We start from the raw sequence: 25412 nt of genomic DNA, 5'->3' as shown, positions 1-25412 counted from the left end.
TCCGAAGAGAGAAACGACATATTATCTTCAAAATGTTTTTCATCTATGACTGGAAAAGAGGAAGGATGCGACAGCATGGATCACGGGAAATCCCTTTAGGGATTAGCCGCTATGTCGGAGTCGTTTTTTCTCTCTTCCTAAAGAACATGAGAAGCGCTCCGAAGAGCAGCATAGAGGCCGGAAAGAGCACCGCGCTGTCGTCGTATTTGTAGGTGAGCCGTGAGCCGATGAAAACGGAGAGGGTGAAGACGAGCACCGTGATGAGATACTCGAAGCTGCGCGAGATTTTTTCCGTGTCGCAGTCTTCCCGGTAATTCGTCATGTATTCGATCGCGCCGCGCATGTTCGTCATTGAGAGCGTCGAAGAAAAGGGCACCCCGTTCATCGTGCGGAAGGCGTCGAACTGCATTGCGCAGGCGAACGAGACCATCGCGTTCGCGACGTTGTCGCTGTAGTGCGGCATGAAGGAGATCAGTATCAGCACCAGCGCCTCGAGAGCGACCACGATCTGCCGCCATCCGAGGTGTTTCAGTCCTCCGTAACGGATACGGATATTCTCCGTTATGTAGGTGCCCAGCAGAAAGGCCGTCACCGGCACGATATAGCTTATAGAGGCGGTCAGCCTGCCGCGCGCCATGTTCACGCCAAGCAGGATCAGGTTGCCGGTTTGTGTATTGGCGAAGACGTTGCCGCGCCCGATATAGGTGTACCCGTCGAGAAAACCGCCCGCCGCCGCGAGAATGACCGCGAGCAGGAAGGATTCCGAGGGATCGGTGAAATCCATTAGCTTTATCTTAGGCAGTTTTATCATGTTGCCCCCCTGTGTAGCGATGTGGCCGCGCATCATATGATTTATACCCCGAACCGCCGGCCGCCGCATCAATGAACATACAGATAAACGGCTCAGTAAGAGGCCGGAGACGCTGCGCGTTTTTTGTTATGGGAGAGACAGAAATTGCCCTGTTCACGGGAGCTTTTCGTTATGCTATCCTTCTGTTGCCGCTAAGGCGGCGGGGAGGATATGTATGATGCTGTCAGAGATGATTGCCGCCGCGCTCGCGGGGGACATGCCGGTAGAGGAGGCCCTCTTTGAGAACGAGGAGGTTGCGGAGCTTGATCTTTCGGCGCTCCGCTTTGACTCCGTGCGCTTTGTCAAGTGCCGCTTTATCCGCTGCGAATTTAACGCGGCGCGCTTCAACTCCGTCTCGTTTGAAAACTCGGATATTTCTAACTGCCGCTTCCGTGACAGTTTATGGCGTAAGTCTTCCTTTCGCGATTTAAAGGCCGTGGGGAGCGTTTTCACGCGCGCCCTCTTTAAGGGTGTCTCGATCGAGGGATGTAATTTTCGGTATGCGAACTTCAGCGAGACGCTCTGGGACGGCTGCGAGGTTGGCGCCTCCTCTTTGAGGGAGGCGGTTCTCTCCGACGTCAAGTTCCGGCGCGCGCAGTTCCGTGGGACAGACCTCACGGCGGCCGAGTTTTTCAAAAGCCCTCTCAAGGGGATAGACCTCTCGGACTGCATTATCGACGGCATCTCCCTCTCCGATACCCTCTACGAGCTGCGCGGCGCGAAGGTGACGGCGGCGCAGGCGGTGGAGCTCGCGAAGCTCATTGGCCTGACCGTAGTCTGACAGGCGGCTTCCGCGGCAGAGACGCGGGAGTGCGGCCACTCTTTTCAGGGTAAACTTCCGTCTTAAAATGAGACCTTGCTCTTTGCGAGACTGTCATTGAGGACGGCGTCGTCGATCATATTTTCTCCGCGTCCGATACAGAGCGAGGTCACCACGTCGCCGGTGCAGTTAAGCGTCGTCGTTCCCATGTCGATGAGGCGGAATATTCCCGCAATCATGCCGACCACTTCGAGAGGCAGTCCCATCGTCGTCAGCAGCATCGTAGACATGATTATCGCGCCGCCAGGCACACCGGGGCATCCGACTGAGATTAGCGCCGTCAGCGTGATGACGAAAAACTGCTGCCCGATCGCAAGCGGCATCCCGTAGAGGTGCGAGACGAAGATGACCGTCGCGGCGTAGAAGCAGGCGCCGCCGTTCATATTCATCGTCGCGCCGAGCGGCAGCACGAAGCCTGCGAGGTTCCCGGATACTCCCAGCTTGTCCCGCGATACGCTTATCGTGACGGGCAGGCTGCCGGAGCTGCTTGTGGTGCTGGCGGTGACGAGCCAGAGTTCGGCGATCTTCGGGAAGAACTGCTTAAGCGGGACTTTGGCTATAACGACGAGCATCACGGCGTACATCGCGCAGATGGAGAGCAGGGCGATATAGACCGTGCCTATAAAGGCGGCGAGGGGGCCGAATATCTTGAGGCCGTACGAGCCGACGGCACAAGCCATGAGCGCCGCCACGCCATAAGGGGAAAAGGCCATGACTACCGCCGTTATCTTGTACATCATCTCCGCGCCGTCCTCAAAAGCATGGCGCAGTCTTTCACCGCGTTCTCCAAGGAGGATTATCGCCACGCCCATGAAGAGTGCGAAGGCTATTATCTGTATCAGCGTGCCGTCCGCCAGCGCGCTGAAAATATTGTCTGGGAACATCCCGACTATGGTCTGTGAGAGCGAAGGGACGGGCGCGGCCTGGTAGGTCTTGCCTCCAGCGGCGATCATATTCAGGTCGAAGCCGCTACCAGGACGAATGGCGTTCGCGATGAGCATGGAGATAGCCGCTGCCGCCATTGTTGTGATGATGAAGTAAAGAAGCGTCTTTGTCCCTATCCGTTTAAGCCTGTTTATATCGCCGATGCTGCATACGCCGGCCGTGATGGAGCAGAGGATAAGCGGCGCGACAAGCATTTTGATGAGGCGCAGGAAAAGATCGCCGATTGGTTTGAGAATTAGCACTTTATCTTCGAATATCAGTCCAAGGACGATGCCAATGCCGAAGCCGATAAAGATTTTTGCGCTGAGATTCATTTTTTTCATAATGATTTCTCCCTCTTATTGGGTTTTTAGTGTAAGACATGGGACATGCTTAGGCAGCGGGCCAACAGCGGCGGCTGATTTCGCCCTGTTCGGCCTGTGCGGTTTTATGCGGGAGTGTTGAAGGTGTGTAAGCGGATTGTTTGTCAGACGTATGGATAGCGGTGATGCGCGGCGGGGATTTCCTTCGGGAGGCCCCGCCGCCGGTTTGTTATTTTATCGAAGCTCCCAGGGCTTCGGCCTCTTCGAGCGCGGGGTGTCCCTCGATGTCTCCGGGGGCCATGACGCCGCCGGCCAGCACCATGCCGAGATCTTTCCAGCCCAGATGTCCGAGCAGGCTCGCGTAGAAATCCTTTACCGGCGCGAAGTTCGATTCGCTGTCGCCCTCCGCCGCCATCAGCATGGCACACTCTTTATGCGGCGGTCTGTAGTTCGGATCAAGCTCCGTCACCGCGAAGCTGCGGTCGATCGCCGCTTTGAGCTGCGCCGTGAAGCTCCAGAAGTACATCGGCGAGGCCAGCACCACGATATCCGCCTCCATGAAGGCTGGATATATCTCATCCATGCCGTCGCGCTGTACGCAGGGGTGTTTAGGGTCTTTGCCGCCCGTGCAGCAGCCAAGGCAGGGTTTGATATCCATCTTTTGCAGATCGAAGAGCCTGACTTCATGTCCCGCTGACTCCGCGCCCTTTATGAAGCGCGCGGCAAGCGCCGCCGTATTTCCGTTCGCTCTCGGGCTTCCGTTGAGAACGATTATTTTTTTGCCCATCGCCGTCATCCTCCTTTTATTTATCTATCATATTATTATATCGCCTTCACCATGCCGCCGTCGACGAGAATTGTCTGACCGGTGATGAAGGTATTTGCCGCAGAGCAGAGGAAGGCCGCCAGCTTGCCGTACTCTTCCGGCCTCCCGTAGCGTCCGAGAGGAATGCCGGCGAAGGCCTTTTTCTGGAGCTCTTCGACGCTGAGCCCCTGCTTCTCCGCGCGTATCTTATCGAGCTGGTCGATACGCGCCGTGCCGATCCGCCCGGGGGCGATGACGTTGACCAGGATGTTGTCTTTGCCGAGCTCCTGCGAGAGGGTCTTCGCGAGGCCTACGACTCCCATGCGGAAGGTGTTTGAGAGTATGAGGTTGTCGAGCACGGCCTTCACCGACGAAGAGGTGGAGTTCAGTATCCTTCCGCCTCCGTTGGCGCGCATCTGCGGCAGTACCTCCCGGATGACGCGGATATAGGAGAGCAGACAGAGTTCGAAGGCCTCCTGCCAGGCCGCGTCGTCAAAGGCGTCGAAGGGGCCTGGCTTGGGGCCGCCGGTATTGTTGACGAGCGCGTAGACGGGGCCGCACCTTTTCTCCGTCTCCTTGACCAGCTCTTTTATATCCTCTGGATTGGTGATGCTGCCGACGAAATATTCTGGCCGGCTTCCGGTCTCTTTGAAGATATCCGCCTGCGCCTCTTTGAGCTGCTCTTCAAAGGGAGAGAAGAGCATCACCTTCGCGCCTTCGCGCGCCATCTCCGCCGCGATCGCCTTGCCCAAGCCGCTGCTTGAGGCCATTACAAGAGCGCATTTATTTTTGAGTCCGAGTTCCATTTTATATTCCTCCTTATAGGTATTTTACTTTTTTAGTTTCAGGTCTATTACGGGGTTCACGAGCGGCTCGAAGGAGAAGCCGCCGGGGCCGGTGATGCGGCACTCCGCACGGTCGCCCTCCTGGATATGCACCGCGCGCGGCGTGCCGGTTGATAAGATGTCGCCCGGCAGCCAGCCCTGCATATGCGATATGAGCGCCACAAGTTTCGAGGGCGGGAAGGTCATATTGGCCACGGTGTTTTTCGCGTGGACCTCGCCGTTGTGGACGGTCGCCACCTCGAGAGCGAGGACATCGGGCACTTCGTCGGGAGTCACCAGCTGCGGGCCGAAGCTGAAAAAGCTGTCGAATCCCTTGACGATGGTGAGATAGCGCGGATTGAGACGCAGTATCGACTCCTCCGTCATATCAAGGACCGTCGTGTAGCCGACGATGTATTCCTGCCAGTCCTTTTCTTCGATGAATTTGCATTTTTTGCCGATGATGACGCCGAGCTCCGCCTCCGCCGTCGTCTTTTGCGCCTCGGGCAGCGCGGGGATACAGATGTCGTCTCCCGGGCCGACGATGCAGGAGGCTGGTTTGTAGAAACTTCCGGGGAAGACGGCGGGCGTCTTTTCGCCGAGGTCTCCCGCGTGGTCTTTGTAGTTGAGGCCGATGCCGAAGATACGCGGAGGGTTGCGGTACAGCGGGCCGTATACGACCTCTGCAAAGGGGATGGCCTTTTTGGGGGCAAGTCTTTCGGCCTCCTCCCTGCCGCCGCCGTTATACCATTTTGTCAGTTGGGGTATCTGTTCCTTTTCGATGAGCGCGAAAATCTCCGTCTCCGGCGCGAACCCCGCGGCTTCGCTCAGCGCCGCCATGGGCAGGATGCCGCTCTTTGTCACGATCCCCGCCTTTTCTTCGCCCTCTTTTCGGTATGTTACAAATCTCATTGATAAATTCCTCCCGTCTCTATTTTTTATTTGCTGCCAGCTCTTTGAGCGCCTTTTTCATTCTTTCGCAGCCCTCGGCGATATTTTTCAGGCTGTTGGCGAAGCTCATGCGAAGATATCCTTCGCCGTTTTTCCCGAATACGCCGCCAGGCACCAGCGCGATCTTCGCCTCTGCAAGCAGGTAATTGGCGGCCTCCGCGCAGGATATGCCGAGTTTTTTCACATTGATGAAGATATAGAAGGAGCCCTTCGGCGGCAGGCAGCTTACGCCCTCCATCCCGTTTATCTCGGCGACGGCGTAGTCGCGGCGGCGTTGGTACTCGCGCACCATCAGCGCCACCTCATCCCGCTCTTCTCGGAGCGCCGCAATCGCCGCCCGCTGCGCGAAGGAGGGCGCGCAGGTGGTGTTATGCTGGTGAATTTTGTTCATCGCCGCGACGATTTCCTTAGGCGCGGCGGCGTATCCGATGCGCCAGCCCGTCATTGAATAGGCCTTTGAAAAACCGTTCAGCGTCACCGTGCGCTCCGCCATACCTGGCAGAGAGGCGATGCTCACCGGACGCGCGCCGTCATAGACTAGACGCTCGTATATCTCGTCCGATATCACCAGCAGGTCGTTTGCGGCGGCGATCCCGGCGAGGGCCGAAAGCTTTTCGCGGGAAAGCACGCCGCCTGTGGGGTTGTTCGGCGTCACGATGACGATCGCCTTCGTCCGGGGGGAGATATTTTTTTGTATTTCGTCCAGGTCGGGTTCAAAGCCATTCTCCTCCGTCAGCGAATAGGGGACGGCTCGCGCGCCGAGCAGCGCCGGCACGTTGAGATAATTCAGCCACACCGGGTCTGGCACCAGCAGCTCGTCGCCTTCGTTGAGAATTGTGCAGAGCAGATCGAATACGGCTTCGGAGAGACCCGCGGTCACGATGACGTTTTCCGCAGCGCAGGTGATGCCGTTCTCTCTTTTGAGCTTGCCGGCGACGGCCTCTCTCAGCTCCATGAGACCGAAGTTTGAGGTGTAAAAGACCTCCCCCTCTTCCAGGCTCTTCACCGCCGCCCTCTTTATATACTCCGGCGTGTCGAAGTCGGGACGGCCTATCTCAAAATGGATGATTCGCTCCCCCGCGCGTTCCATCGCGAGAGCGCGTTCATTTACTTTGCGAATCCCTGAGGGCGTCAGCGTCTCCACCCGCGATGCTGTGAAATTTCTCATCTATTTTCCCCTTCCATACGTTTTTTAATCATTCGCTTTGGCGGTAATCTCTTTTTTCTGATAATTATGTTAGCAATAAGTCCCTTTGCGGTAAAATACATATATTCTTATCATGTTATATGATTTTTTCTATGAGGCCGGTTCACGGCGAGGAGTAGCATGATGTTACGAGATATGGAATATATATACACGGTGTACCTCGAGAGGAGTTTCTCAAAGGCCGCGCGCAGGCTCTTCATCTCACAGCCCTCGCTGAGCGCGACGGTGAAGCGCGCTGAGCAGGAGGTCGGTCTGCCGCTCTTCAACCGTAGCACGAATCCCGTGAGTCTTACCGAGGCGGGGGAATATTACATAAAATCAGCCGAAAAAATCATGGCGATAGAAAACGATATGCGCGAACACTTCGCGGGGCTTTCGCAGAGCGGCGCGCTGCATCTCAATATCGGCAGTTCGATGTTCTTCTGTTCCTATGTGCTGCCCGACCTTGTGGAATCCTTTCGCGAGTGCTGTCCGCGGATAATGGTGACTCTCTCGGAGGGCAGCAGCGCCCTGCTCTCGGAACGGCTGAAAGACGGGGGCATTGACTTTCTGCTCGAGGCGGAGCCTCTTGACAAAAATACCTTCGAATCCATAGTCTGGACGGAGGAAAATATAATTATCGCCGTGCCCTCCTCCTATGAAATAAACAAAAAACTGGCGGAGTACCGCTACACATTCGAGGCGCTGGCGGCGGAATGCCGCCTGGAACCAACCAAGCCTCCAGTCTCTCCGGCTAGCTTTTCCGATGAGGCCTTTCTCATACTGAAAAAGGGAAACGATCTCTACCGACGCAGCTTCGCGATCTGCAAAGAGGCCGGATTCACGCCGAAGGTATCGATGTATCTCGAACAGATTATGACAGCCTACTATCTCGTTTGTGAGGGAAAGGGCATTGCCTTTGTGCGCGATACTATCCTTGACTGCCTCCCGCCATCGGATAAGGTATTCTTCTACCGCCTTACGGGTCCGGAGGCTTCGCGCGACATCTACCTGTCCTACAAAAAGGCGGGCGCTGCCTCACAGGTACAGCGCGATTTTATTGACTTTATGAAGACAAAGAGACTCTTTCAGCGCCGGTGACGGCAGGGCCGTTCGCGCGGCGGCAAAGCGAAAGCGGGCGGAAAAATTTTCCGCCCGCTTCCTGTATATGTGAAAGAGGAGGTATCTCCTCTGAAAAGCTAAGGTACAAATTTGTCGAGGATGAAGACTACGGCGCAGGATAGTATTGAGACCTGCAGCAGACTGCCGCCGAACCAGGAGAGCCCCACCGCCGCGATAAGCGCCGCTACGGCGGTCAGCGGACTGCCGGTGGCGTCGATTATCGCCGGAAAGGTCATCACTGCGAGCGTCACGTAGGGGACGTAATAGAGAAAGGCGCGCACCCTTTTATTTTTTATCTCGCCGCGGATGACGGTGAGCGGCAGCACGCGGATGAGATAGGTCACCGCCGCCATTATCAGCAGGTAAAGATATACGTTACGCGGCATTTGCCCGTCTCTCCTCATTCAGGGGGAAGAGGAAGGCCGCGGCGCCGGAGATGGCGACCGTGAGGACTATCGTGCGCATCCCCGCCGAGAGTTCGATGAAGGAGAGGCGCGAGAAGGCGAAGCTTGCCGCCATCGAGACGACGATGAGCAGGGCGATGACGAAATTCTTGCGCGCCGGCGGCACGATGACCGCGATAAACATGCCGAACAGCCCCACGCTCAGCGCGGTGACGATGTTCTGCGGCAGAACGTTGCCGACGATGACGCCGAAAAAGGTGCCGAAGGCCCAGCCGGGAGCCGCCGCGGCGACCATGCCGTAGGTGTAAAAGGGGTTGAGGCGTCTTGGCTGCGCTACCGAAAGGCCGAATATTTCATCCGTGATGTCCACCGCGAGCAGCATACGGTGGCGCAGAGGGGTCTTGGGGGAGATCTTCTGGCTCATTGCGCAGGACATCAGCAGGTAACGCGCGTTCGCGACGACTATCATGATCACGACCTCAAGATAGCCCGCTCCCGCGGCGATGAGGGAATAGCCTGCGAACTGCCCCGCGGAGGCGTTCTGCGTCAACGCGCTCAGCAGCGCCTGAAAGGGGCTGAGTCCGGCGTTCTTGGCGCCGATGCCGAGGGTAAAAGATACCGCGATATATCCCAGCAGGATAGGTATCGCGTCGCGCATTCCCTTTGAAAAGTAATAGAGATCTCTTTTTGACATTTCTTTCCCCCCGAAGTCTCATATTTCTCACCGCTGTCTCAATTTTTACAGCTTTTATTGCAAGCAGTCCAACGAATCTTTATAATAAATATATTAGTAAGACTAATGTTAAATGGAGCGCGAAATGAATAGATACGAAGTCTTTGTCAAAGTAGTGGAGTGCGGCAGTTTTACGCGGGCCGCGGATGAACTTGGCTACACGCAGTCGGCGGTCAGCCAGATGGTCCACACGCTCGAAGAGGAGCTCTCCGCCGTGCTGCTGCGGCGCGATAAGGGCGGGGCGGCGCTCTCCGCGGACGGCGAACAGTACCTGCCCTATATCCGTTCGATATACAGCGCCCACCGCGAACTGCGTATGAAGTACGACGAAATGCAGGGGCTGATGGGAGGGAACATCAGGATCGGCACCTTCACGAGCGTGAGCCGCAGCTGGCTGCCTAAGCTCATGAACGAATTCCGGAAGATATATCCATTCGTGCATTTCGAGCTGCTGCAGGGGGACTACCGCGGTATCGAGGAGTGGATATCCGACGGACGCGTGGACTTCGGCTTTACCTGTTACAACGAGGTGAAGGGGCTGACGGTGATTCCGCTGCGTAAGGACGAGATGCTCGCGGCGCTGCCTCCGGGGCATCCGCTTGCGCAAAATGGGAGCGTGACGCTGGAAGAGCTCTCAAAGGAGCCGCTGATACTTCTCGACGAGGGAGATTTCAGCGTGGCGCTGGACGCCTTCCGCAGGAAGGGGCTGACCCCCGATATCCACTATAAGGTCACCGACGACTACACCGTCATCTCGATGGTCGAACAGGGGCTCGGCGTCGCCATCCTCTATGAACTTGTCCTTAAAAACGACAGCCGCAGGCTTTCGGCGCTCCATATCGCCCCGCCGGTGGAGCGCACGACGGCGCTGGCCTACAGAAACAAGCGGACGCTCCCCGCCGCCGCGCGCCGCTTTATCGACTTCGCCCTGGAATATTTTAAAGCGGGAAAATGAACTATAATTGTAACGATAAATATCCAAGGCGAAGCGGAGCTTTTACGCCTGCGCCAGGGGAGGTACGAAAGATGATGTTTCTGGAAAAAATCGCCGCTGCGGCGGCGGAGTTTATGAACGGGGCGGTCAACTATGTAGCTGCCGAAGATGCTTTGCGACCCGATTTGGCGGGGATGCGAATATACGATGAGCCGCTGTTAGGCGCGGCGGCGGCCGATGATCCCGCCTTCGCGGAGCTGCGCCGCGCCGAGGTGCTGCACCCCGAGGCGATGCTGCCGCACGACTGGCTCCCGGGGGCGCGTTCCGTTATCTCCTTCTTTCTCCCCTTTATGGAGACCGTAAGGAGCACGAACCGCGAGGAGCGCGCGCAGCCCTCCGACGAGTGGCTCCACGCACGCATCGAGGGACAGATGGCCATCGCCGCGCTCGGCGAATATCTCAAAGGTTTCCTGGAAGGTGAGGGGGCCGCAGCCGTCTTCCCAACCACCGACGCCCGTTTCAAGATGCTGGCCCCCTACGCCTCCAACTGGTCAGAGCGGCACGCCGCCTATATCTGCGGCCTCGGCACCTTCGGCCTCTCGAAGGGGCTTATCACCGAGAGGGGGATCGCCGGGCGCTTCGGCAGCCTCATCACCGATGCCGAAATTCCGGCGACGCCGCGAAAATATGAATCGCCTTATGAGTATTGTACGATGTGCGGAGCCTGCCAGAGGCTTTGCCCCGCGGAGGCGATAGACGCGGCGAGGGGCGTCGCCCTCGGAAAGGACCACGATATCTGCGGCGCCTTTGTCAAGGCTTCGACACGCCCGCCTCACGGCCCGCACGCGAGGGTCCGTTATGGCTGCGGCAAGTGCCAGGTCGGCGTCCCCTGTGAAAAGGGGATACCGAGACCGCGCTGATGTTCTAAAAAACGGCGGCTGCGTTCGCCGAAAGGGAGGATATGAATGAGCGAAAAAATTGAACTGATGGTCGTCGTCGATATGCAGAACGACTTTGTGAGCGGCAGCCTCGGCGGCGATATGGTGCGCGCCATCGTGCCGAATGTCGTTGCCGCGGTGGACAAGTTTATCACTGAAAACGGCGCTGAGCGGCTTTTCTTCACGAAAGACACCCACGAGGACGACTACATGGAGACGAACGAGGGACGCCATCTCCCCGTGCCGCACTGTGTCAGGGGAACATGGGGCGCGGAGATCATCCCCGAACTCAGCGGCTGCGCCTCGCGCGGCGGCGTCGCCACCGTCGAAAAGTCGACCTTCGGCAGCGTCGCGCTTCCCGATATCATCCGCGCGGCGCTGTCCCGGCATGAGCCGCTCTCCGAGGCGGACATCACCTTTCATATCGTGGGGCTCTGTACCGACATCTGCGTCGTCAGCAACGCGCTTCTGCTCAAGGCGAACTTTCCCGAGGCGACGTTCAAGGTCGATCCCCGCTGCTGCGCCGGCGTAACGAGAACGAGCCATGAGGCAGCGCTGGAGACGATGCGGATGTGCCATATAGAAATTATCTGACGCCGCGCCGTCGGTACGCGCCGGCCCTTAGCCGCCCGGCGGCCGGGCCGGATGTTACGGTAAAATCAGAGAGAGACGGTGGGCTTTGCCCAAGCGTCTCCCTCCTGTTTTTTCTTACCTAAGCTGCGCGGCCTCCTATGCCGCGGGGCAGGGTTCCGCGCCTTTTTCGCGCTCCCTTTCACCGCCGTTTCGCACCGCAGGCGCTTTGAGAGCCCGCAGCGCGTTCACCACGGCGAGCAGCGCCACTCCGACGTCGGCGAAGATCGCGAACCAGACGGAGGCGTCGGCGAAGACCGCCAGCAGCATCACCGCGATCTTGAAGCCGAGGGCCATCACGATATTCTCCCACACTATCCACTTCGTCTTGACGGCGATTCTGATGGCCGCCGCAATCTTATCGATCTCGTCAGTCATGATCACCACGTCCGCCGCCTCTATCGCCGCGTCCGAGCCGATGCCGCCCATCGCGATGCCGATATCGGCGCGGGTGAGGACCGGCGCGTCGTTGATTCCGTCGCCGACAAAGGCGGTCTTATTCTCTTCGCCCGCCATCAACCTTTCCAGCTCCGCCGTCTTATCCTGCGGCAGCAGCTCCACGCTAACGGCGTCCATCCCGGCCTCCGCCGCCGTCTCCTCCGCGATCGCCAGGTTGTCGCCCGTCAGCATTACGAGGCGCGAGACACCCGCCGCGCGCAGGTCGTCCATTGCCGCGCGCACTCCCGGCTTGAGTTCGTCGGCGACCAGCAGCGTGCCGAGAAATTTGCCGTCAAGGGCGACATAGACCGCCGATTTGGCATATTCCCTCAGACCCTCGATGCCGATGCTCTTCATGAGCTTGACATTTCCGGCGCGGACGACGCCCTCTTTGGTGCGGGCCTCGACGCCCATGCCCGCGATCTCCCGCACTTCGGCTCTCTCCGGCGTCCCGCCGCCGAAGGCCGTCATGATAGATTTCGCGATGGGATGATTAGACTGCGCCTCGGCCGCCGCCGCGTACCGGAGCAGCTCATCCTGCGAAACGCCGTCGGCCGGCAGCAGCTCAGTGACCTTAAAGACGCCCCGCGTCAGCGTTCCCGTCTTGTCGAAGGCGATAGTGCCAAGTTTGCTCATCGTCTCAAGATATGTGCTTCCCTTTACGAGAATTCCGTTCCTCGCCGCGCCGCCGATGCCGCCGAAAAAGCTGAGCGGGATTGAGAGGACGAGGGCGCAGGGGCACGAGATGATGAGGAAAGAGAGCGCCTTATAGAACCATACCGAATAGCTTCCGTAGCCCGCGAGCGGCGGCAGCAGCGCCACCATCACCGCGAGGGCGACGACGGTCGGCGTATACCAGCGCGCGAACTTTGTGATGAACCTCTCTGTTGCGGACTTTTTGGCCGCCGCGCCGCGCACCAGCTCCAGAATCTTTGAGACGGCGGACTCCGAAAAGGGCTTTGTCACGCGTATCTCCAGCGCTCCGTCGGTGCTGACGGATCCGGAAAGCACCTCGTCGTTCGGCGCGGCGCGGCGGGGAACCGATTCGCCGGTGAGCGCCCTTGTGTCAAGAAAAGAGGTGCCGGAGACCACGGTGCCGTCGAGCGGGATCTTCTCCCCCGGGCGGACGGAGACCGTCTCGCCGACCATGACCTCCTCTGGAGCGACCCGTACCAGTTGGCCGCCGCGCAGTACGCTGGCGTAGTCGCTGCGCAGATCCATCAGGCTTTCGATACTGCGCTTTGACTTCGCCACCGCGGAGTCCTGGAGCATCTCGCCGATGCCGTAAAAGATCATTACCGCCACCGCCTCCGCCATGTCTCCGATGGCAAAGGCTCCCAGCGAGGCGACGGACATCAGGAAATTTTCGTCAAATATCTTGCCGCGCGAAATATTGCGCAGCGACGCGAGAAGCACCCGCCATCCCGCGAGCAGATAGGCCGTGGCGAACCCCGCGGCTCTGACATACTGCGGAAGCGGCGCGAAGGCGGCCGCCGCCGCTATCGCAAAGGCGGCGCATAACTGTATCAGCGTCCCCTTAACGCCGCCGCCCTCTCCGTGAGAGTGGCCGCAGCCCATCTCTTCGTCTTCATGGCCGTGGTCATGCTCATGTTCGTTCCGGCAGCTATGCCCGTGCTCATGGTTATCTCTGTTTTCCCGCTCTATTTTGTGCCGCTCTTTCATATCAAGAACTCCTTTCTGATATACATATACCCGTATAGGTATATGTATATCAGAAAAAAAGAGATTGTCAAGACAGCGGAGGAGATTTTTTATGACATGCGTGAAAAATGTTCGAGGGTCTTAATGAAATCGCTGATCGTCTTTTCGGCGTCGCCGTTCTCTATGCCGCGGCGCACGCAGTGCCTGAGGTGTCCCTCGAGTACTATCTGCCCGATCTTATGCAGCGCGTTCTTCGCCGCGTTGATCTGGATGAGGACATTCTCACAGGGTACGTCCTCGTCGATCATCCGTTCGACGGCGTTCACCTGTCCGGCGACCTTCCTCAGCCGCAGATGCAGATTCTTTGACTCCATACATTCCTTCATGGTAACGCCACCTCCCTCTATAATTCCTCAAAAATACCTTTAAGGGATATAAAAGTCAATAAAAATTATTTACACGGCGGGACAAACGCCTCTGTTTTATCTTGGGCGACGTGGAAAAATCAGCCGTTTAAATCTCCAGCAGCATTGAAACGGCGCAGTAGACGAGCAGCAGCGCCATGACGGCATTCACCGGACGGCTGTATCTTTTGAAAAGTATCTCAAAGAGCGCGCCGAAGGCCGCCCAGCAGAGCGTGCAGGCGAAGCCGACGAAGGCGAGGAATACGACGAAGGCCGCGATGACCGGCAGCCCGTGATAATGCGGCAGGATGAACGAGGACATCGTCGTTATACAGTAGAGGATGACCTTCACGTTGACGAACTGCAGCGTCATTCCGGAGAGGAACGTATTGGTATTTACCTGTCTATCGTCTCCCCCGTGCGGCGTGTCGTGCCATACCGTCCAGGCGAGCCAGAAGATGTAGGCCGCGCCGACGCAGAGCATGAAGAGCTTGACGGAGGGCATGACGTTATAGAGCAGCGAGCTGAAAAGAGCGCTGACTGACATCACGACGATAAAGCCCGCGAAGACGCCGAAATTAAAGGGCAGGGACCTTCTGAAACCATACCGGCTCGCGTTGGACATCGACATGATGTTGTTCGGCCCCGGAGTAATGGCGGTAAGGATTACATATGAGAAAAACGCCGTGAAATTCATAATGGTCACTGCCTCTCTATTTCGTATGTTATAATGAATGCAATTGGACGTTATACTGTCCTTAGGTGAATATACTATACATAACGTGCGATATATTGTCAATAAGCTGGAGGTAGCTCCAATGGAAAATATCAATTCGGTCGTCGCCGACAACCTAAAGCGGTTTCGCGAGGAGCGGAAGCTGAGCCTGGAGGCGATGGCGAAGCTCTCCGGCGTCAGCAAAAGTATGTTGGGCCAGATAGAACGCGGAGAGGCCAACCCCACCGTATCGACCGTCTGGAAGATCGCCAACGGCCTGAAAATATCGTTTACCGACCTGATGACACGCCCGGAAAAAGATTATGAGGTGGTCGACATAAAACGCGTGGAGCCTTTACTTGAGGACGGCGGCCTCTACCGCGACTTTCCGGTCTTCCCCTTTGACGCCGCGCGTCGTTTCGAGATGCTCTACATCGAAATAGACCCCGGCGGCCGCCTGGAGGCTGAACCGCATCCGGCTGGTACGCAGGAATTCATCACCGCCTTCTCCGGCGAACTCAGCGTCTCCGTCAACGGGGAGACCTTCGCCATCACACGCGGCTCCTCCCTGCGCTTCAAATCCGACGGCCCCCACAGCTACAAAAACACCGGCAACGAAATCTGCCGGCTGAGCATGGTCATTTATTATCCTGGGTAAGGTTATTCTTTGCCGGGCGGTGTGCATTAGATTGCGAAAAATATCAGGGGTCTATTTCATTGAGGAAACGATCCACGAATAGTCTTCATCGTGGAATTACTGAAGGTCTGTGACAGCCTGCCTAATTTATAAATGCGGACAGTATGCCTGCCGTTGGTTGTGGAGCGTACCTTAACGGTTGGCGATACTTTCCGCATTTTATGATTAGGATCGATCCTTTTTAATCAAACTCTGCTCTCCGTAAGATATTCAACGCCGTCTTTCATAACGAAGGCGCAGTCTCTCAACGCGTCGGGATCTTTAAGCAGGTCTCTTTTCCATCCGGAGATGTCGGCCAGTTTACCCGGCGTAATGTTTCCAAGTTTGTCGCTTATTCCGCATATTTCGGCGTTGATACTGGTAGCCGCTTCCAGCGCGCGGAACGGATCGACACCGTTTTTTAGCCAGCAGTTGTATTCCCATCCGGATTCATAGTTATTGTAGACGTCAACTATGTCTGTCCCATAGCCAAGTTTTATTTTGCTGTTGATGATTATCTCCCTGCCCTCCTGAAGCCTGCGCTGATATTTTTCCAATTTTCTTCTGAAAAAATCACTCTTTTTAGAGAGGCTCTCTTCGTTGGGATTGACAATGTCCTCATAAGGCATAAAGGTCGGTACAAGGTAGACTCCGCTTCCCTCTATCATACGGGCGGTTTCATCGTCCATGAGCGCTCCATGTTCCATACAGAAGATGTTATATTTCAGGAGTTTTTTCATCATAACCGGGGCGTATACGTGTGCCGTTACGGGAATCCGCAGCTCCTTCGCCGTACTGAAGATGGCGTTGAACTCACTGTCGTTGAGCTGTATATCCTCAGGGTCGTCGCAAGGTGTGGCGAACCCGCCGGAGCCGAAGATTTTTATAAAATCGCATCCCATCTTTTTCTCCCGCCGCACCACATTGGTAAAAAAGTCAGCGCCGCTGCCGCAGGTAGGACACATTTTCATGAGATAGTCGCTCAAATATGGGTTGGCCGAGAGCGATTGGCTGGAATCTCCCGCGCTTCCTGGTGTGCAGAGAAAGTGCGATCCCACCACAAGTCTGGAACCCTCGATTTTTCCGTCTTCAATAGCACGTTTCACGTCAAGTTCGTATGCCTCGGAGAACCATCCCATTGACCGTATGGTCGTGAAACCTCCCAAGAGGGTCTTTCTAGCGCAGGAGGCCGTCGCCAAAGCACGGTATCCATCCGACAGGCAGACATACTCGTTGTAAAGTTCCCGATAATCAAAGAACTGCGGGTGTACATGGCCGTCAATCATTCCAGGAGTGACGGTCAGTTCAGAAAGATCCCTGATCTCGACTCCCTGCGGCTCCGGCAGGCCATAACCTACCTCCCTGATCACATTGTCTTCGATAAGTATTTCCTTATTCTCCCAGAGGCGCGGAGTGACCCCGTCGTATAACTTCCCGCACTTGATTTTAGTGAACATCTTATTTTCCCCCTGTGCTCTCTGAATCTTTTGGCTGTGTAAGGAATGTGACGACGATTAGCACGATGATGGAAAATGGCACGGCAACGAGAGTGCTGTCCAAGTTTAAAAATCTGTCTTTAAGTAGGAGCTCCCAAACCAACGTCCCGCCGCCTCCGGCTATTATGGAAGCGAGCCCCGCCTGTCTTGTAACGCGCGGCCAGCAGAGGGCGGCTACAAGCGCCGGGGTTATGGCGGCGCCATAAATCGTGTATGCGTACATGATGATTCCCAGTATATCCCTGAAGGTGGTGATGAGGACATATGAGAGGATGCCGCAGACTACAATGAGAATTCTTATTGTCTTTAGCTTCAGGGCATCGGAACACCCTTTCATGACGTACGGTTCCAGAACGTCGTGTGTCAGGTTTGTTCCCGCCGAGAGCAGGAACGAGTCCCCCGTTGTTATCATAAAGGAGACCGCCGCGGCCAGCACGCATCCTCCAAGGAAGAACGGCATTCTGTACATAGAGACCGCGAGAAGGGCGGTGTCCGGTTTTATTCCGGGCAGGAAAGGGATCGCGTTCATCGCTATGAATACAGTCATGCAGGAAAGTATTGTGCTGATGACGATGAATAGAAAGGCCGACCTGGTCGCCGTTACCTTATCTTTAGCGGCCGCGAAGCGTATAAAGAGGTTTTGGTCGCCCATGGCCAGGAACAGTGTAGCCACCCCATAGCCGATTGTGTCTATAAATTTATCTCCGCTTGAAATGGAAAGATGGTCGGGTGGAATCTGGGATATCAGGCCGGAGAAACCGCCTGTCTGAGATAAAAGGACCGGCACCGCGACCCCCATCGAGCAGAAGATAAAGATGGCGCTGATGGCGTCGGTATAGGCGACCGAGGTTAGTCCTCCGGTAACGGATAGGATGATTATTACCGCCGCGGCCAGAAGGGTGCCGCTCTCAACGGAGAGGCCTGTCATTAGGTTCAAGACGTATCCCGCGCCCTTAAACTGGTATGAACAAATCCCTATGTAGGCAAGGACTATAAAGATAGTCGCCAGTACGGCCGCGTAGTCGCCGTATCTCTCTCTAAATAACTCCGGAATGGTTATATTCCTGTTTTCCCTGATCTTTCCGGCGAGGAAGAGGACCAGAATAATCGCTACCGGCGTAGCGAGCTCGTAAATCAGCCCCGCCCACGGCCCCCTGCTGTAGACGAGGTTTGCGGTGCCGGTAATACCGCCGCCGCCGTACCAAGTCGCAATCAGGGTTCCAACGACCACCCACAGCGGCAGCCTGCGTCCGCAGGTAACAAATTCTTCGTTGGTCTTGACCTGTGTCTTAGCTATATAGAGGCCATAGCCGACTACCACTAAAATGTACGCCATGATGAACCAGAAGTATCCTGTCAATGTCATTGTTATCATCCTCCCCCAACGAAATATTTGTCGTCTTTAATTAATTTCCAGCCTCTTATCGAGTTCTTTGATCAGTTTTTCATCTGACGGAACGATGTTGTCAAAGACCAGTTCGTTGTTTATCAGCATCGACGGTAGGTTTTTCACCCCAAGAGCGCCCATTCTCTTTATGCCGGCGAGACTTTTGATCAGAGTTTCACGGTAGACGAGCCTGTCCTTGTAGCGGTCTTTGACTCTGTAAAGCGACTCCATCATATATTGGCATGGGGCGCATCCCTCCGAATCGAGCGTCACCACTTCAACGAATAGTTTCCCCGGCTCCGCTGTTACGTCCTCAAACCCTTCAGCGGCCATATCGCACGAAGCCAGCGCCTCTTCAAGAGGTGTAAAGCCGCTCTCTTTCGCGGGGGTCTCGTTCAGCACCGCAAATCTTCCCACCGCCTCCAGGTTATATTCCGGCGTGTCAAAGGGAATGTCGCAGCCTGGGGAAAGTATGAAGCCCTTGACTCCGCCCTCCTGCAGGCATCTGCGCGCGTCTTCGGCGCATTCCCACGGGCTGCCGAAGAGGAGCGTCGTCGTGAGGTGCAGGCTTCCCTCGACGGCAACGTTATACTTGCAGGAAAGTTCTCTTGCCGCCGAAAGGCTTACCTGTTCGTCGAAGGCGATTCCATCCGGGCCGCACTGCATCATGAGCTCGATGTTCTTAGTGGCGTCTCCGCAGCAAAAGAGGGTTACGAACCCATTTCTCGCCTTTACCTCTTCGATCGCGGGTCTTACGGTCGACATCACATATTTTTTGAAATGCCGCGGCGATATTTGACTTGTCATAGGATCTACCAGCGCCACCACATCGGCTCCGGCTTCAAGGTACCAGATAGACATTTTTCTCGCTACTTCGGCGCAGTAATCGAGCAGCGCTTTGGCTTTATCGGGTTGTTCGATCATATCCGTGAGAAAATCCGCTCCGGCCAGATGCAAAGCCAGTGTGAACGGACCGCAGATGAGGCCGAAAACCGCGGTGTCCGCGCCGATTTTTTCTTTGAGCATTTCAGTCGCTTTAAGCGCGCATGGAATACGTCCCAATTCCCGCGTAAATTCGGGGAGTTCTTCAATAACTTTGTTCTCGAGGACATGGGAAGAGACCGCCGGGGGATTGTTCTTTGACCACTTGAGCGAGCATCCCAGAGCCTCCGCCTCTATTTGAAGGTCAAAGACGGCGCAAATTCCGTCCGCAAGGTATTTGTCCGCCGCCAATGTGACGCCGCGTACGATATTCTCCGGTGAGGCGAGAAATTCCGCGGCATCCATGCCTATCAGTTTCGCGCAGTGTACCCCTGTGAACGGTACCCAGGGGACGCGCTCCGTCTCCTCACACCTCAGCGCTTTGAATACAAGATCTTTTCTGTGTATTGACTTCATCTTGTCAACCTGCATCGCGATCCGGTGCCTTAGACCGTTTCCATCAGCTTTTTAGCTACGATGGCGGCGGAACTTGCATCGGCCGAATAGTTTGCCCCGATTTTCTCGGCGAAAGAGGGCGAGGTAGGGGCTCCGCCGATCATGATCTTTACTTTGTCTCGCAGTCCTTTCTCCGAAATTACGTCGATGACGGTCTTCATATTCGCCATAGTCGTGGTAAGCATGGCCGAAATCGCTAAGATATCAGGCTCACACTGCTTGATTTTTTCTATTATCTCCTCGGCCGGTTTGTCCACACCCATGTGGATCACCTCAAAGCCCGCTCCCTCGAGCATCATCCCCACAAGCTTAATCCCGATGTCGTGGAGGTCACCCTCGACTGTGACGGTGAGTATTTTTCCTGTTTTCTTCACTCCGGAATTCGCCAGCTCGGTACGAATGATCTCTATCCCCGATTGGAGAGCCTTTGCGGATACCAATACCTCCGGCACAAACATCTCCCCGTCTCGGAAAAGCTCTCCGACCTCGTTCATGCCTTTCAGCAGCGCGTCGTTCAGAATTCGCTCTGCGGGAATCCCCTGTTCTTTTGCTGCGCCCACATTTTTCTGGGTTGACGCCACGTCTCCGTCCATCACGGCTTCGGCGATCGCGTTGAGTATATTTTCGTTCATCTCTTTTACCTCCCCCTTAGTTCCTTATTTTTCAGACGGCCTAGATTGTTTCGAACCGCTCTTCCAGCAGCCGCTCAACGGCGTCCATGAATTCCTCCGGCAGCCCCGAAGCTGCGGCTGTTGACCTGAGGCCGGAGATATCGTGTGCCTCCATATTTGGGACGGCATATTTTTTTACGTTTTTCTTGAGAAATTTTGTTATCTGCGCGTCAAATTCATTATCAAAGTCGGACGAGTAGCGGAGGCCTATTTGAGGGATGTAAAGCGATTTTTTAAAGTTCGCCAGCGTGTGGTCACAGGTCAGATAGTTGCCGCCGTGTCCTGTCTCCATCGTCAGCGCCACGGCAAGCGAGTCTTCGTCGACCGCGATGTCCCTGTCAAGATAGTTCATCCTGCGGAACAGTTCAACGTCCACCGCGAATTTTTGAGGCGACATTGAGTTGAAACTGTCCTGACAGCCAGCCGTATGGAGCAGAAAATCGAGTCCTTCGTTAAAGCAGGCAGACATAGTCATCATCGACTCAAACGCGCATTGCTGGCTTGGATAGGCGGCGTCTGAGATCGCCGCCGGGCCGCGGCTGGGAAGCCCGTAAAATTTAGCAAGTTTGGCGGCATAGCGAATGCCGAGGCACATCTCAGGCGCGCCGAACACTGCGCGGCTGGTCCGCATGTCCGCTCCGCTGACGGGAATGCCGTATATCGCGGGAGTTCCCTCCTCGATCATCTGCGCCAGCGCGATGCCTGAGAGTATCTCCGCGTTTCCTACCGCTATTGCGCCGGCGAGTGTGACCGGCCCCGTCAGTCCCGTGATCACGCCCGATGTGAACGAGAACGGCTGACGATATTCCGCGAGGACCCGAATGACGTCGACGGTCCGCGCGTCCATCTGCAGCGGAGAGACGCTGTCCACAAGATAGACGGTCTTTGCCGAACGCCTGAATTCGTCCCGCCCGCCAAACAGATTGCAGGCCATCTCCATCATTGTCCGCGTCTCTTTTTCATTTCCCGCGGGGCAGAAGGGGACCTTTTCCGAGCCGCGCAGTATCGCGTACCACATAAGAAGGGTAACGACGCCAGCCTCGTATTCGTTCGGCTGGCATAGAATGCCGCCGTTGATATGAAAGTCGTCCAGCGCCTCTATCTGCTTTAAGAAATATATGAAATCTTTGAGGGTGGAATAACGCGTCTCTCCCGTAAAGTCCTCAACATAGGGCGACCCATATGCCGGTACGGCATAATGTCCGCCGCCTCCCATATCCACGTTATATTTAGGGTTCCGTGCCTCGATGGTAAATCTTGCCGGCGCTTTGTCGATATACTTCATTAAAGTGGATTCGTCTATCCTGACGATGTCTCCTTCCACATCTGCTCCATGTTTTTTAAATATATCGAGGGCGGTCGGGCTGGGATAACGAATACCGCTCTTAGCGAGCAGCCCCATAGAGGCATCGTGTATTTTTTGCAGCTTGTTCTCAAAAGTCATAATTTTATCCTCCTTACCAGAGAAACTATGTTGTCCATTTATCGGATAAATGGGTAATCAAATCCTAGGGGGGAATTATTTGTATTTAAAATAACTCCCCTTATACATTAGCAAGATATATAATTGATAGTTTTTATGAAATCTTTGGTTAGACTGAAGCGGCGGCGGCCTCTTTTTTCTGGAGCTTCTGCGCCTTCAGCAATGCCCTTTTTTCCCTTGTCACGTACTGCCATATAAGGGAGGTTACAAAACCTGTAACGCTCAAGGCAATGAGGATGGAGAAAAAGACTTTGTAACCGGCCGCCCCCTTATATGAGTCGAGGCAGATACCGGCGATTATCGGCATTATCATCTCTGTGCTGTATCCAAGAGGGGTAATGATGGCCGTCGCGGCACCCGTTACGGAAAGAGGGTAGTCTCCCTCTTCGAGGATCGCAAAATGGAGGGACTGGATGCCGTACATCGACGCATAGATAGCGGCGCAGAAGACGAGAAGCATCCAGACCATGGATGGTTTCCCCGGCATCGTGACAAGGGCGACGAGGCCGACCGTCATGATGACGAAGAGTAGAGTCAGCATCTTAGAAGACCCCATTTTATCGGCCATGAAGCCGCTTACGAAACAGCCTACAGGGCGGCAGTACTGAGAGAAATAACCCATCGCGGCGGCAAAAACCGCAGAGGTGCCAAATACCAGCGTCGCGTAAGGTGTGATGTAAAAGTAGCTTATTATCGTGGAGTATGATGTGAAGATTATTATTGTGCACAGCCAGGTTGTCGGCATCTTGGCGACTTTTAGGAATATCTCTTTTTCAAAGACCTTCTTTGAGAGCTCGATCTTTTCGCCGCCGCGCACCGCCGGATCCTTATACATCGTAAAGACAAGGAGCCCTAGCAGCAGGCATACCGTCGAGTACACCGTTATTATTGCCGACAGCGCGGTTTTGTCGCTGAATTTTGAGGCGAGATAACCGAAAAGGGAGAGGATTATTGCGGACTGTACCATATTTACGATCCCACGGCCGCCCTCAAAAAGTCCAAAGGCCCTTCCTTGTTCGTCGGAGTTGGCGAGTGAGCGTATCGCCTTCACAAGCGCGCTCCAGAAGGTCACTATCGAGGTGATGCCAAGCGCAAGATGTATCCCCAGCACTACAGGATACGGTGGGTAGGTGAGCAGCAGATAGCCTAGAAGTCCTGTCGCCACCAGTGAAATGGTGAGCAGATAACGGGTGGGCCAGCGGTCGGCAAAAAAGCCGCCGCACATATATCCGATTATCGCCGTACCGCCGAAGGCGCTGCCCAGCACCCCCATCTGCGTGTTATTGATGTTGAAGAGTTTCACGAAAGCATCATAGTAATAATACCTGAAATATGGCAGAGCATAAATCAGGGCGCCGGATACTATAAGGATAAGGAGTGTAGGCATGTTTCTTTTAAGGCTGCTGTCATTAGCAGCCATACTTGGCGTTGACATAGGTAACATCCTCCTTTTATTTTAATGAGGATTCGGTTACACTATAACTAGGTGGCAACGGCACGTTCTGTAAAAGGCGCATGCTGTAATGTAAACAGAGTGAGTTCCCAGGCTCTCTCTTTTACAGCATGAGCCGCCACCATTATAGTTGTTCTCCTCATGGTATTTTTTCGCTGCCTTATTAATTTTTTATTTACACTTTAAAATATGGTCGTGCAGATTTTTCGAGGTATGCGTGAGAACCCTGCACCCATCTTTCGTGACTAGGATATCATCCTCTACCCGCACACCGCCGATACCCTCCAGGTATATACCCGGTTCGATCGTGAAGGTCATGCCCTCTTCTAAAATAAGCTCGTTGACGTCCGTGATATAGGGCTCTTCGTGAACGCTGAGTCCTAAACCATGCCCGGTCCTATGCAGGAAGAATTCTCCATATCCGGCGTCGGTAATATATTTTCTTGCCGCCTCATCTACTGCCTTAGCGGGGATACCGGGTTTCACGGCAGCGATGGCGGCGAGATTTGCGCCCTTCGCGATGTCATATATCTCTTCAAGTTTGGGATTTCCTATTTGCCCCACGAAGAAACAGCGGGTGATATCCGACCAATAATGTTCGTAATAGGCACAGAAATCGATCAGGATGATATCCCCCTCTTTAAAGGCATAATCACCGGAGACGCCGTGCGGGTTCGCGGAGTTTTCCGCGCCCTGTACTAAGATGATAAACTCATCCGTCACAAATCCAGGTATCTTTGCCATGTGCGCGTAAAGCATCATGTTGAGTTCTTTTTCGGTCATGCCCACATAGACCTTATCGGAGATATAAACGAGAGCTTCGTCCACGATATCCGCCGCCCTCTGCATGATGCGGATTTCATCCTCGTCCTTTATCATGCGCAGGCGCGCCACGACGTCGCCGATATCCCGGACATCTCCGCACAGCTCCTTGAAAATTTCACCGACCGCCATAGAATAATATTTCGTTTCTACCGCCAGCCGAGAACATTCTCCCAGCGCCTTGCCGATGCTCTCTTTCGGTCCGTCCGTGTCGGTATAAACGAGCTCCGGCACGCGTCCCTTCATGCAGCCCCTGTCGACGCCGGGATTTACCATTACACAGGTTTCCCCTGACGCGTCCAGCACGAGGCCGTAAAACCTCTCATAGGGAGTGACATGAATGCCGGTAAAATAATTGATTGACATCGGGTCACCAAGCAGCGCCCGGTCAAATCCGGCCTCCCTCAAAGATTGATAGGCTTTTTTACGGCGTTCTTCAAACACTTTCATCCACATATTCCTCCGTTTCATAAAATGATTTAAAAAAGCAATTCATTACTACAATACCTGCCTGCCAGCCCTCCTCCCCTTGCCAATATTTGTTTCCTCTTTTTTAGACACCGTTTTGTCGACGGAGCCGAAATCATAGTATCTAAGGATATATTCCTTTTGTTTTTTAAAGGACCAGTGCTCATCCTTTATGCAGCTGGTGATCTTATGCATATCTTTTTTCTCTATCGCCTCTATGAGCCGGTCATGCTGGTCGCAGCAGACGATCTCCCAGTCGATCGAATGAACGATGTTTGTGGGGCAGTAATAAAGCCGCGACCAGGTGTTGGACCAGAGCGTCTGAATATAGCTGTTGTCAGCAAGATTAAGATATATCGTATGGAATGTTTTATTCAGCGTCCTGCTCGTGTCAAAGTCATTTGTGTACGCGCAGGATAAAATCTGAGCGTTTATCTCGCGCATGACCTTGCAGTGTTCTTTGTTTATGTTGAAAATGGCGCTTCCCATCGCGTGGCATTCAAGCGTTGCCAGCGTATCGTAATAGTTCTCGATATCTTTCAGGGTAAATTCCCGCAGGATGATTCCCCTTCGGGGGAGAATATGCACCATGCCTTCACCCTCCAACTGCAGCAGTGCGTCACGCAGCGGCGTGATGCTGATTCCCAACTCCGTGCTGAGCTGCCGCAGGTTAATCATATCGCCCGGACGGATATTGTGCGAACCGATTTCCTTCTTGAGATACTCACAAACCTGTTCTCTAAGCGGCTTAATATAAAACTTAGTAGCTGGTACATTCATCTCTATCACCTAAATCTTATTTATTTAGCATTAACTTGGTTGATTTCTAGTGAGAAGCTGATATCTGTTATAACAG

At 54.9% G+C, this 25412-nt stretch carries 25 protein-coding genes; 6 read left to right on the top strand and 19 right to left on the bottom strand.

Annotation, left to right across the window (positions count from 1 at the left end; translation table 11 throughout):
* Nucleotides 1–109: 109 nt before the first annotated feature.
* Nucleotides 110–811, bottom strand: a complete 702-nt coding sequence (locus tag LIO98_RS02875) for a YoaK family protein (RefSeq protein WP_291953161.1) — start codon at nt 809–811, stop codon at nt 110–112.
* Between the two features lie 214 nt (nt 812–1025).
* On the opposite strand from LIO98_RS02875, the gene LIO98_RS02870 reads away from it, so the two are divergent.
* Nucleotides 1026–1631 (top strand): pentapeptide repeat-containing protein, encoded by a 606-nt coding sequence (locus LIO98_RS02870; RefSeq protein WP_291953159.1) that lies wholly within the window; start codon nt 1026–1028, stop codon nt 1629–1631.
* 62 nt (nt 1632–1693) lie between these two features.
* On the opposite strand, the gene LIO98_RS02865 is transcribed toward LIO98_RS02870, so the two are convergent.
* The 5 genes from LIO98_RS02865 to LIO98_RS02845 all read right to left on the bottom strand — a co-directional run bounded on the left by LIO98_RS02865 (nt 1694) and on the right by LIO98_RS02845 (nt 6665).
* A complete protein-coding gene (locus tag LIO98_RS02865; protein ID WP_291953157.1) occupies nt 1694–2938 on the bottom strand; it encodes a dicarboxylate/amino acid:cation symporter in 1245 nt (414 codons plus the stop codon).
* 208 nt (nt 2939–3146) lie between these two features.
* Nucleotides 3147–3704: a flavodoxin family protein gene (locus tag LIO98_RS02860; RefSeq protein ID WP_291953155.1), complete on the bottom strand. Its 558-nt coding sequence runs from the start codon at nt 3702–3704 to the stop codon at nt 3147–3149.
* A 35-nt stretch (nt 3705–3739) separates the two neighbouring features.
* Complete coding sequence (locus LIO98_RS02855) at nt 3740–4528, bottom strand: SDR family oxidoreductase (protein WP_291953153.1); 789 nt, start codon at nt 4526–4528, stop codon at nt 3740–3742.
* 24 nt (nt 4529–4552) lie between these two features.
* The gene (locus LIO98_RS02850) at nt 4553–5458 is read right to left on the bottom strand and encodes a fumarylacetoacetate hydrolase family protein (RefSeq protein ID WP_291953151.1); all 906 of its coding nucleotides are present in this window, start codon (nt 5456–5458) and stop codon (nt 4553–4555) included.
* 19 nt (nt 5459–5477) lie between these two features.
* Nucleotides 5478–6665 carry a pyridoxal phosphate-dependent aminotransferase gene (locus LIO98_RS02845; protein ID WP_291953148.1) on the bottom strand — a complete coding sequence of 396 codons (1188 nt, stop codon included), beginning with the start codon at nt 6663–6665 and terminating at the stop codon, nt 5478–5480.
* Between the two features lie 159 nt (nt 6666–6824).
* Between LIO98_RS02845 and LIO98_RS02840 the strand changes: the two genes are divergently transcribed.
* The gene (locus tag LIO98_RS02840) at nt 6825–7784 is read left to right on the top strand and encodes a LysR family transcriptional regulator (protein ID WP_291953146.1); all 960 of its coding nucleotides are present in this window, start codon (nt 6825–6827) and stop codon (nt 7782–7784) included.
* 98 nt (nt 7785–7882) lie between these two features.
* On the opposite strand, the gene LIO98_RS02835 is transcribed toward LIO98_RS02840, so the two are convergent.
* Together LIO98_RS02835 and LIO98_RS02830 are read right to left on the bottom strand one after the other, a co-directional pair.
* Nucleotides 7883–8191 carry an AzlD domain-containing protein gene (locus tag LIO98_RS02835; protein ID WP_066742126.1) on the bottom strand — a complete coding sequence of 103 codons (309 nt, stop codon included), beginning with the start codon at nt 8189–8191 and terminating at the stop codon, nt 7883–7885.
* Complete coding sequence (locus tag LIO98_RS02830; protein ID WP_277003803.1) at nt 8181–8903, bottom strand: AzlC family ABC transporter permease; 723 nt, start codon at nt 8901–8903, stop codon at nt 8181–8183. The genes LIO98_RS02835 and LIO98_RS02830 overlap by 11 nt, the downstream gene beginning before the upstream one ends.
* Before the next feature lie 124 nt (nt 8904–9027).
* Between LIO98_RS02830 and LIO98_RS02825 the strand changes: the two genes are divergently transcribed.
* The 3 genes from LIO98_RS02825 (at nt 9028) to LIO98_RS02815 (ending at nt 11408) form a co-directional block, all read left to right on the top strand.
* Complete coding sequence (locus tag LIO98_RS02825) at nt 9028–9897, top strand: LysR family transcriptional regulator (RefSeq protein WP_291953140.1); 870 nt, start codon at nt 9028–9030, stop codon at nt 9895–9897.
* Nucleotides 9898–9968: 71 nt separating this feature from the next.
* Nucleotides 9969–10796 carry a 4Fe-4S binding protein gene (locus LIO98_RS02820; protein WP_291953138.1) on the top strand — a complete coding sequence of 276 codons (828 nt, stop codon included), beginning with the start codon at nt 9969–9971 and terminating at the stop codon, nt 10794–10796.
* Between the two features lie 45 nt (nt 10797–10841).
* Entirely contained in the window at nt 10842–11408 is a 567-nt protein-coding gene (locus LIO98_RS02815) for an isochorismatase family cysteine hydrolase (protein WP_291953136.1), read from the top strand.
* 135 nt (nt 11409–11543) lie between these two features.
* On the opposite strand, the gene LIO98_RS02810 is transcribed toward LIO98_RS02815, so the two are convergent.
* From LIO98_RS02810 to LIO98_RS02800, 3 genes are all read right to left on the bottom strand, one after another.
* On the bottom strand, nt 11544–13565 hold the full coding sequence (locus LIO98_RS02810; RefSeq protein ID WP_291953134.1) for a heavy metal translocating P-type ATPase: 2022 nt from the start codon (nt 13563–13565) through the stop codon (nt 11544–11546).
* A gap of 89 nt (nt 13566–13654) precedes the next feature.
* Complete coding sequence (locus LIO98_RS02805; RefSeq protein ID WP_291953132.1) at nt 13655–13930, bottom strand: metal-sensing transcriptional repressor; 276 nt, start codon at nt 13928–13930, stop codon at nt 13655–13657.
* Between the two features lie 127 nt (nt 13931–14057).
* On the bottom strand, nt 14058–14645 hold the full coding sequence (locus LIO98_RS02800; protein ID WP_291953129.1) for a LysE family transporter: 588 nt from the start codon (nt 14643–14645) through the stop codon (nt 14058–14060).
* Between the two features lie 121 nt (nt 14646–14766).
* Between LIO98_RS02800 and LIO98_RS02795 the strand changes: the two genes are divergently transcribed.
* A complete protein-coding gene (locus tag LIO98_RS02795) occupies nt 14767–15321 on the top strand; it encodes a helix-turn-helix domain-containing protein (protein WP_291953128.1) in 555 nt (184 codons plus the stop codon).
* A gap of 224 nt (nt 15322–15545) precedes the next feature.
* Here the strand turns inward: LIO98_RS02795 and LIO98_RS02790 are convergent, their stop codons facing one another.
* The 8 genes from LIO98_RS02790 to LIO98_RS02755 all read right to left on the bottom strand — a co-directional run bounded on the left by LIO98_RS02790 (nt 15546) and on the right by LIO98_RS02755 (nt 25336).
* Nucleotides 15546–16796, bottom strand: coding sequence for an amidohydrolase family protein (locus LIO98_RS02790; protein ID WP_291953126.1), 1251 nt, complete (start codon nt 16794–16796; stop codon nt 15546–15548).
* A 1-nt stretch (nt 16797) separates the two neighbouring features.
* Entirely contained in the window at nt 16798–18201 is a 1404-nt protein-coding gene (locus tag LIO98_RS02785) for a sodium:solute symporter family protein (RefSeq protein WP_291953124.1), read from the bottom strand.
* Nucleotides 18202–18237: 36 nt separating this feature from the next.
* A complete protein-coding gene (locus tag LIO98_RS02780; RefSeq protein WP_291953122.1) occupies nt 18238–19620 on the bottom strand; it encodes a uroporphyrinogen decarboxylase family protein in 1383 nt (460 codons plus the stop codon).
* Nucleotides 19621–19649: 29 nt separating this feature from the next.
* The gene (locus LIO98_RS02775) at nt 19650–20291 is read right to left on the bottom strand and encodes a corrinoid protein (protein WP_291953120.1); all 642 of its coding nucleotides are present in this window, start codon (nt 20289–20291) and stop codon (nt 19650–19652) included.
* A 40-nt stretch (nt 20292–20331) separates the two neighbouring features.
* Nucleotides 20332–21774, bottom strand: coding sequence for a trimethylamine methyltransferase family protein (locus LIO98_RS02770; RefSeq protein WP_291953118.1), 1443 nt, complete (start codon nt 21772–21774; stop codon nt 20332–20334).
* Between the two features lie 148 nt (nt 21775–21922).
* Entirely contained in the window at nt 21923–23248 is a 1326-nt protein-coding gene (locus LIO98_RS02765) for an MFS transporter (RefSeq protein ID WP_291953116.1), read from the bottom strand.
* A 189-nt stretch (nt 23249–23437) separates the two neighbouring features.
* Entirely contained in the window at nt 23438–24538 is a 1101-nt protein-coding gene (locus LIO98_RS02760) for a Xaa-Pro peptidase family protein (protein WP_291953114.1), read from the bottom strand.
* Between the two features lie 48 nt (nt 24539–24586).
* Entirely contained in the window at nt 24587–25336 is a 750-nt protein-coding gene (locus LIO98_RS02755; protein WP_291953163.1) for a GntR family transcriptional regulator, read from the bottom strand.
* Nucleotides 25337–25412: the final 76 nt, after the last annotated feature.

The sequence above is a fragment of the Cloacibacillus sp. genome, assembly GCF_020860125.1.
Classification (GTDB): domain Bacteria; phylum Synergistota; class Synergistia; order Synergistales; family Synergistaceae; genus Cloacibacillus.
Note: the sequence above shows the minus strand (reverse complement) of the source record. Positions and strands in the feature narration are given on the sequence as shown.